Annotated in this window: 4 protein-coding genes; 2 read left to right on the top strand and 2 right to left on the bottom strand. The window is 29.6% G+C overall.

Annotation, left to right across the window (positions count from 1 at the left end; all coding sequences use genetic code 11):
- Positions 1-177: 177 nt before the first annotated feature.
- Together L8X27_RS05200 and L8X27_RS05195 are read right to left on the bottom strand one after the other, a co-directional pair.
- Positions 178-2,697, bottom strand: a complete 2,520-nt coding sequence (locus L8X27_RS05200) for a molybdopterin guanine dinucleotide-containing S/N-oxide reductase (RefSeq protein ID WP_263671194.1) — start codon at positions 2,695-2,697, stop codon at positions 178-180.
- Between the two features lies 1 nt (position 2,698).
- Positions 2,699-3,277, bottom strand: coding sequence for a cytochrome C (locus tag L8X27_RS05195; protein ID WP_263681110.1), 579 nt, complete (start codon positions 3,275-3,277; stop codon positions 2,699-2,701).
- 212 nt (positions 3,278-3,489) lie between these two features.
- On the opposite strand from L8X27_RS05195, the gene L8X27_RS05190 reads away from it, so the two are divergent.
- Complete coding sequence (locus tag L8X27_RS05190) at positions 3,490-7,248, top strand: Eco57I restriction-modification methylase domain-containing protein (RefSeq protein ID WP_263681109.1); 3,759 nt, start codon at positions 3,490-3,492, stop codon at positions 7,246-7,248.
- 42 nt (positions 7,249-7,290) lie between these two features.
- A complete protein-coding gene (locus L8X27_RS05185) occupies positions 7,291-9,486 on the top strand; it encodes a pentapeptide repeat-containing protein (RefSeq protein WP_263681108.1) in 2,196 nt (731 codons plus the stop codon).
- Positions 9,487-9,655: the final 169 nt, after the last annotated feature.

Here is a 9,655-nt window from a genome sequence, read left to right as displayed (position 1 = left end):
ATTATATTTCTTTCTTGTAGTTCTTAATTATTTATAATTTTTACTTTTTAGTTTTATATTGAAATAGTATTGTAAAGTGTGATGTGTGATATTGTTTATAATAAAGTTTATAATAAGTCATTGTATTGGTAGATAATTGGTTTCTTAGAAGAAATTATCTTCTAAGAAAGAGAATGTTTATACAGCGCCTTTTGGAGCTGTAAATGCTGTTATTTTAGGCGGTAATCCCTTATATTTTTCTATATTTACTAAGCCTGTATGAGAAATGTTTCCGTTTGCTAATTCAGAAGTTGGCATATCAATAGTTAAGACATTTACATTTCCGTATTTGCACATTCCTTCATCATTTGGATCATACCAGCCACCTTCGCATAATCTTACAACATTTGGCATAATATCTTTAGTTACCACAGCACCTGCGAGAACTTGACCTCTTTTATTGAAAACTCTTACAATATCACCATCTTTGATTCCAAGTTTTTTAGCATCAATAGGATTGATTAAGATAGGTTCTCTATCATTTACTGCATATTTTTCACGCAATAAGGTATGACACATTTGAGAGTGAAGCCTATCTGTTGGATGATTAGTTAGTAGATGAAAAGGTGTTTCCTTGGTAGCATTTCCTAGCCATTCTATCGGCTCCATCCACATTGGATGTGCTTTGCAGTCTTTATAGTTATACTTTTCGATAGTTTTTGAGTAAATTTCTATCAAACCTGATTCAGTACCTAGAGCATTTAAGATAGGATCTTCAATAAATTCAGAAAATCTCACCCATTCCATACTTTCTATAGTTGGAGAAAAAGTTATAGGCTCATTTTTGGCCCAAAATTCTTCAAAACTTGGCATTTTTGGCTCAAATACATCCCCATAAGCTTGAGTTTGTTTTAAAGCGCTATTGTAGTATTCTTTAATAAAATCTTTTGCTTTTTTACCATTTTCGGTATAAGCATTAAATACATCATCTCCATACACTTTACAAATATCAGCAAAAATTTCATAGTCATCTTTGCTTTCGCCTATTGGTAATACTGCTTGTTTCATTGGAGCTATATTCATATTAGAATAATCTCCACTCATGGTAATATCATCTCGTTCATAAGAACTTGTGGTAGGCATTACAATATCTGCCATTTTGGCAGTTGGAGTCCAATAAATTTCATTTACAACTATAGTTCTTGGTTTTTGCCATGCTTTGATGTTAGTGTTTGTATTTTGATGATGGACTATAGGATTTCCACCTGCCCAATAAATAAAGTCAATATCAGGATAGGTTATTTTAGAACCATTATTGTCTATAACTTTCCCAGGATTTAATAAAGCATCAGCTATTCTAGCTACAGGAAAAGAATAACTAGCAGTATTTTGTAGCCATTCAGCACCACCTTGAGATTCTCCATTTTTTGGCATACCTTTAAATTTACCATTTTCCCAAATTCCCACAGCTCCTGCTGTAATACCTCCTATAACACCACCTTTGCATGATGGAACACCGCCATTACTATAGTGATAACTTAAGCCAAATCCACCACCTTTAGTGCCAATTTGACCAAGCATTGAAGCTAGGGTTATTAACATCCAATGAGGTTGCTCGCCATGATGAGCTCTTTGCATACCCCAACCACTCATGATCATAGTAGGGTTATCATAAAAACTTTCAGCTAGTGTTTTGATGATTTTTTCATCAATTCCACAAATTTTACTTGCCCATTTTGTATCTTTTTTAATACCATCATTCTTGCCATCTAAATAAGCTTTGAACTTATCAAATCCACTTGTATAATTTTCTAAAAATTCATAATTGACTTTATTTTTTTCGATCAAATGACTAGCCATGCCTATCATCATAGCAACATCTGTATTTGGTTTTGGAGAGATCCATTGTGCATTTAAAAATTTAGCAGTTTCGGTTTTTATAGGATCTATACAAATAACCTTGATTTTACTATTTTTTAATTTTTCAAAGTAAGCAAGACCTCTTTGATCGTTTGAAGTCCAAGCTATTCTTAAAGTAGCGATAGGATTAGCACCCCAAATAACTACTATTTTAGAATGTTCTAAAATGTTTTCCCATGAAGTTTGCTGTTCATATACTTCAATAGAGCCTACAACATAAGGCATTATTATTTGAGAAGCTCCGGTTGAGTAATCTCCGGTAGTCCCTACAAAACCACCTGTGACATTTAAAAATCTATGGAGCAATATTCTACAATTTTGCATATTTCCACTAGATTTCCATCCGTAGCTTCCACCAAATATAGCTTGAGTTCCTTTTTGCTCTCTTGTTTTTTTAAGTTCTTTTGCTATAAGTTTTATAGCCTCATCATAACTTACACGCACAAATTCATCTTTTCCTCTAAGTTCAGGTTTTGGACTGTCGGGATTTTCAAGATAGCTTTTTCTAACATAAGGATATTTCACGCGTGATTTGTAGATCATATCTGCTGTATAGTGTTGTAAAGGATTGTCAATTTGTGTTACTTTTTCCCATGGCTCACTTTTAATTACCACACCATCTTTAATGGTAAGTTTTAAAATTCCCCAATGTGCTGCTGTTATCACACTTCCATTTTTTACTAAACCAGAATTTATTTGAGAAACTTCTATATTTTTACTCATGGCTAAACTAGGAGCTAAAGGCAACACGCTTAACCCTGCTCCGATTTTTAAAAATTTTCTTCTATCAAGTCCCATTTTATTTTACCTCCTTAAAATCTTTTGCATTTTTTTGCAAATACTGTATCACTAGCCAATGATCTTTCTTATCAATTCCTGTTCTATTTACCATTGATCTAAAAGTAGCAGGCCAGCCATTAGCACTAAATTCACTTTCTTTATGAACGCTATGACAAATTCCGCAATTATTCATATAAAGTTCTTTAGCTTTTATAAACATTTCTTTGTTGCTTTTTGCAAAATCTTTCTTGTCAGTCCAAACTTCTATGGTAGCTTTATCCCATTTTCCATTTTTGCTTTTAGTATAAGTTTTAAAATCAAGTTTTGTATTTTTAGAAAATGCAGCAACTATAATTCTTTGACTATTGTTGTAATAAAGCACAGAAGGCGAAGCAGGATTAACATAGCCTGTGATCTTGACTAAAACTTTATTTCCATCAGCTTTTAATACTTCAAAAGGATTTGTGGGTAGCAATCTACCAACAGCTTTTGTGTCATTTTTGCTTAAGTAAAGTGAGCTTACTTCACTTGTAAAAAATTCATTTTTAGCGCAAACAAAAGAAACAAGCGCTAAACAGAAAACTAAAATTTTTCCCATTTTGCCTCCTTGATATTTTTAATATAAACTTATTGTATAACTTTAGTATTAAAATTTTCTTAGTATAAAAATATAAAAAATGCAATAATAAATATTATCTAATAATTTTTTATTAATTTTTAATTTATTTGTTTTTATGTTTTCATAAAGTCTTTTCAATCCTTTAAAGTAAATTTTAGTAAAATATAAAATATTCTTTATAAAGGTTAAAAATGCACTTTACTTTGCTAAATGAAAAAGATTTTTTCAACCCCTACTACCGCAAAAAGCAAATTACACAAAATGAATTTGACACTTTTAGCAAGGCTTTAATACAGTATTTAGAAAGGCTTGAAAGCTCACAAAGTGAAAATGAAGATTATCTTGTAGCTAACACACTTAGTCCATTTTTAACCACTCTAAATTTCAAAACCCACATCAAAACCAAGCAAAAAGGCAAAAGCGAGATTGATTTAGCCATTGCTAAAGATGAGCTTAGCAAAGACTTAGAAGTTCTCATCGAAGCTAAAAAGCCCAACTCAAAAGAATTCATCACCCACGCAAAGCCAAATTCCAAAGCCTTGCATGAAGCCATTTTGTATTATTTTAGAAACAGAGAGCATAGCTTTAGTTTGAAATTTATCATCATCACAGACTTTTATAAATTCTACATTTTCAAAGCTAGTGAATTTGAAGAGCTTTTTTATAAAAACACAAGCTTTAAAAAGCTTTTTGAAGAATTTCAAAGCCCAAATTCACTTTTTAAAGGCAACACTGATGAATTTTACAAAGAAGCAAGCAAACTTATAGAAAATTCCAAAGAAAGCTTAAAAGGCTTTTTCATCGATTTAGCCTTTTTAAAAGACAAGCAAAAGTCAAATTTCAAAAATCTAGCAAGCATTTTTAAAACCTTTCATAGAGACTTTTTGCTAAATGAATTTAGCCCAAATGACGCAAACTCACTAAACAACGCATTCTATAAAGAGCTTTTATACATCCTAGGTTTAAGCGAGAGCAAACAGCTTTCTAAATTCATCATCACACAAAGTGAGCAAAGCAAACAAGCCCAAGGCACACTTTATCATCTCATAGCGAGCAAGCTTCCAAAGCATGACTTTGAAGAGGTGCTAAAATTCATCATACTTTGGCTAAACCGCATTTTATTTTTAAAGCTTATTGAGTCTAATTTAGTTAGATTTAACGATGATAAAACCCTTAAATTTCTAAACTATGAAAAAATTCCAAATTTTACTACCCTTTCACACCTTTTCTTTGATATCTTAGCTAAAGAAAAGCACACAAGGACGCAGAGTAAATTTAGCTATTTGCCTTATTTAAATTCATCACTTTTTGAAAAACAAGCCATCGAAAAAACCACACTAGAAATCGCCACTTTGGAAAATGATGCTTCGCTAGAGTATCACCCACACACGCAGTTAAAAGATGACAAGGGAAAAAGTAAAAAAGGCAAAGTAGGTTTGCTAGAGTATTTGTTTGAGTTTTTAGACAGCTTTGATTTTGGAGCAGATGAGCAAAGCGAAGAACTCATCAAACAAAAAGAACTCATCAACTCAAGCGTTTTAGGAAATGTCTTTGAAAAACTAAATGGCTATAAAGAAGGTAGTTTTTATACCCCAAGTTTTATCACTTCATATATGTGTAAAGCAAGCATAGAAAAAGTCGTGCTAGATAAGTTTAACCATACTTTTAAGCTAAATGCCACCAAGCTAAACGAGCTAAGAACCCAGCTACGCCAAGAAAAAATTTCTCAAGAGCAAAAACTAGTCTTGCTAAAGTCCATACGCATTTGCGATCCTGCGGTGGGAAGTGGGCATTTTTTAGTTTCAGCTTTAAATGCCATGCTTATGGTGCATTATGAGCTTGGTTTGTTTGAAGAGGACTTTTACCTAAGCGTGCAAAATGATGAAATTTTAGTGCAAAATCACAAAGGCCAGTTTTTAGAGTATAAACGCCCTGATTTTGACAAAGACAAAACCCACCTTTGTCAAAAAGAACTTTTCGAGCGTAAAAAAGACATCATAGAAAACAACCTTTTTGGAGTAGATATCAACCCAAACTCATGTGAGATCACTAAACTAAGGCTTTGGATAGAGCTTTTAAAACACAGCTTTTATGAAAGCTTTGATGATACAAACTATCATGATCTTAAAACCCTACCAAACATCGATATCAACATAAAATGCGGGAATTCGCTTATAAGTTATTTTGAAATTCACAAAAGCCTTTCTCACTACCCCAACATCAAAGAACGCATGGATAAATACAAACGCATAGTCAAAGACTACAAAGAAGGCTTTTACACCGATAAAACTCTCATCGCAAAAGAGATCAAAAATCTCAAAGAATCTTTTAAAAATTTCTGCTTAAAAGACAAATTTGCCAAAGAAATCAAGCAACTTACCAACGGTGCTAATGAATACTCTAAAAAATACGGCGATTTTTTAGCACAAGATGAAAAAGATGAGAATTTTAGAGCATTTTTCTCTAAAAATATGTTTGAATTTGACTTTGATGAAAGTGAGGCTAAGAAAGAATTTAAAAAACTTAAAAAGCTTTATGAGAGTATATTTGACTTAGAAAGTGCAAATCCTTTTGAATGGCGTTTTGAATTTAGTGAAGTGCTTGATGAGGGCGGGAATTTTCAAGGATTTGATCTCATCATCGGTAACCCACCTTACATCAGACAAGAAGACATCAAAGAGTTAAAGCCAAATTTAGCCAAAAACTATAAAGTATATAAAGGCACAAGCGACATTTATACTTACTTTTATGAGCTTGGGTTTAATGTGCTAAAGCAAAATGGTGTTTTGTCTTTCATCACTTCAAACAAATACACAAGAGCAGGTTATGGAGAAGCTTTAAGAGAGTTTTTACTCAAAAATACCACACTTTTAGAATACATCGATCTAAATGGTATAAAAGTCTTTGATAGTGCTACGGTAGATACTTCCATACTAAGCTTTGAAAAAGCAAAAGCTAAAGATAATAGCTTCAAATACCTAGCCCCAAGCACCGAGCTTTTAAAAGAAAATGACTTTAATATAGAAAGCATTTTAAATTTTAACAAAATCGCACAAAATTCTTTAAGTAAAGAAAGCTTTACTTTCAATGATGAAAGCACAAACGCACTAAAAGCAAAGATAGAAAAGCACGGCACTCCACTTAAGGACTGGCATGGGCTTAATATATATCGTGGAATTTTAACAGGGCTTAATGAAGCCTTTATCATCACTACTGAAAAAAGAGATGAAATTTTAGCTAAATGCAAAGATGAAGCCGAAAAAGAACGCACCGCCAAACTCATACGCAAAATGCTACGCGGTAGAGATATAAAAAGATATAGTTATGAGTGGGCAGGGCTTTGGGTGATCAACACTCACAATGGCTATAAAAGCAAAAGTGGAGAAAAGATAGAAGCGATAAACATAGATGAGTACCCTAGCTTAAAACAGCATTTAAAGCCGTATTATAAAACTTTAGAAAAAAGAACTGACAAAGGAAAAACACCTTATAACCTTAGAAATTGTGCTTATTTGGAAGAATTTGAAAAAGAAAAGATAGTGTATAGTGAAATAGTAAGAAAACCACAATTTTATTTAGATACAAAGTCAAATTTTTACGCAGAAGCAACAAGTTTTATTTTAACAGGGGAAAATCTAAAATATCTCATTGCTTTTTTAAACAACGATTTTGTGGCTTTTATGTTTAAAATGTTTTATGCCGGTGGAAACTTAGGTGAAAATGGATTTAGATACAAAAAAGCATTTTTAGAAAGACTTCCTATACCAAAAATAAATTCTAAAAATGAAAAACTAGCAAACGAGCTTATAAGCTTAGTCGATGAGATTTTAGTTTTAAAAGAACAAGACAAAAAAGCAGACACCAAAACTCAAGAAGATAAAATAAACTCTATCGTTTATAAACTTTACAACCTAAACGAAGAAGAAATAAAAATCATTGAAGGAAAATAATGGAAAAAATAAATATTAAATTATTAAAAAATGAGATTGCATATGGAAAAAGATGAAAAACGTCGTAAAGAAATAGAAGATATTCTAGAAAAAGATGATGAAGAATTGGCTAAATTGTATATGAAAAAATATTACAAGACAATAAGAGAAAAGAGAGAAGAAATAGCTAATGCTTTAAAAATAAAAGTGGATGATGTTGTTTATGATAAGTCTGAAAAATTTATATCAGGAAATAGAAATAAATTTGAAATTTATCATAAAACAATAAAACATTTTGATATTTATTCTTTAAATGAGTATGAAATAGATTTTTATCATTGTAATATTGAGTTTATCCTTTCAAAAGGACCTTCAGTATATGCAGAAAATATCAATTTCAAAAAATTGTATTTTATAAATTGTAAAATAAGTATTAATATCGTTGATGATTTTTGTTGTGAAAATATACATTTTTTAAATTGTGATATTTATTCTTTAAGTTTCAATAAAGTTATTGTAAAAGGAAATATTAAATTTTCAAATTCTAAATTTGTAAACAAATCCGTTTTTAATAGTTGTATTTTTCAAGATAGTATTTATTTTAATAACTCTCATTTTAAAGATTATGTTGATTTGCACGCGTGTAAATTTGAAAATTCAGTTTGTTTTTATGGAGTAACATTTGAAAAAACTCCAAATTTTAGTGCTTGTTATTTTAAAGAGCAAAAAGCTGTAAATTTAACAAATGTCAATATAGATAATTTAGATTTTGAATCAGTTGAAAAATACATAGAAGATAATTATCAAGATGAGACTTATAAAAACGAAATTGAAAATATACACAGTGAAGAAAAAGAAAAAATAAATCTGATTAATAATAAACATCAATTAAGATGTACTAAAAATTTAAAAGATTCTTTCAGAGTTATAAAAGATGTTTTGATAAGCCAAAATAATATTTTAGAGGCTCAAGAATGGCATAAGCTAGAACTTTATGCAAAAGAAAAAGAGCTGGAGATAAATTTAGAAAAATACGAAAAAATAATGTTTAGCCCTAGAAAAATAAAATATAAATATTTAAATAAAAAGAATATTACTTGTGTTAATTTTATTAATGGAATGGAGTGGTGTGTTAAGAATTTTTTTGATAGTCTCTTTACTCCAATTGAATATTTTATAAATATTTTTGGTGCCATATTATATTATTTTATCATGGGGGTAATCCATTTTTTTCCATTAATTTTAAAGCTTGTCAAAATATTATTTTTGATTATATGTTTTTATGGAAAATTTGAAAACAAATATAATTTTAGAATATTTTCAAATAAACAAGTCAGTAATATTATAGTTAAAGATATAAAACGAAAGTTATATGATTATACAATATGGACAAATTGTGTCTTATTGATTGTTTATAGAGCAACAAGTGATCATCATACAAATTTTTTAAAAATCTTTAATTTTACCATTGGTATGATAACTTTATATTGTAGTTTTGTTTTTGTGGCAAATAAACTTCCTTTGGTTTTTTCTTTAGTAGAGAAATATAATAACTATTTTATTATTGTGCCTCTTGTAATAATGTTTTTTTTATTAATAGTAAATTTTTATATCAAAAAAATAAAACAACGACGTTTTATAGGGCTTTTTTTTATGTTTGTTGGTATTTCTATAATGTTTGTATTGTTTTTTCCGGGATATTTTTTTAATGCCATAGAGTTGGTTTTGTATGTAGTATTATTGTGGATTTTTACTATATTGTTTAATTCTAGTAGAGAAATTATCATATTTTCTCTTCGCTTGTATATATATTTAGGATTAATATATTGTCTAGTTATGGCTTCACAATTTATTAACCCTTTTATAGGTGTTTTTTCATCAGAAAAACTTCATGAAAGTAAAATTGAAAAAGCCATTCAAGATTTAAATTCTAGTTCTATTTTAAATCTTGCAAAAATTTCTCATAAAGATTTTAACCTATCTTGGCATTATCAAGACATTTCTTTTGTAGAACTAGATGCGGCTAAGAAGTTGATCATGGAAAATAAAGAAAATATCTTAGATTTAAAAGAACAAAATTTAACCATAGCAACAGAATTTTTAGGTAAAAAATATACCGAAATTTCTAAAGCTATAAAGCAAGATAAAATCACGTCAAATGTCATAAAATCCACTAGTGTTTTATATAGTATTATACTTTTACTCTGTATATTCTCACTCCAAAAAACCGCACGCAAAAACTCCATAGTACCAAGCTAAAAGCAAAATCATGCTTTTAGCTTTAAAGTGTGATGAAAAATTTGATTTAAAAATACTTTTGATATAAATATTTTTATTATATTTATATTTTGTTTCAAATATAAACAATACTTTATATTTTATTTGTAAAGTGTAAATTTTTGTTTTTATTAAAAGAGAATTTTTATAC

Source organism: Campylobacter sp. CNRCH_2015_1657, from assembly GCF_025772685.1.
In the GTDB taxonomy this organism is placed as follows: Bacteria; Campylobacterota; Campylobacteria; order Campylobacterales; family Campylobacteraceae; genus Campylobacter_D; species Campylobacter_D lari_D.
The sequence above is the reverse complement of the archived record's forward strand: the minus strand, read 5'-3'. Positions and strand labels throughout refer to the sequence as shown.

Excerpts from the sequence above, each read along its gene's own strand:
- L8X27_RS05200 (WP_263671194.1), bottom strand. The coding sequence starts at position 2,697 with ATGGGACTTGATAGAAGAAAATTTTTAAAAATCGGAGCAGGGTTAAGC.
- L8X27_RS05195 (WP_263681110.1), bottom strand. The coding sequence starts at position 3,277 with ATGGGAAAAATTTTAGTTTTCTGTTTAGCGCTTGTTTCTTTTGTTTGC.
- L8X27_RS05190 (WP_263681109.1), top strand. The coding sequence starts at position 3,490 with ATGCACTTTACTTTGCTAAATGAAAAAGATTTTTTCAACCCCTACTAC.
- L8X27_RS05185 (WP_263681108.1), top strand. The coding sequence starts at position 7,291 with ATGGAAAAAGATGAAAAACGTCGTAAAGAAATAGAAGATATTCTAGAA.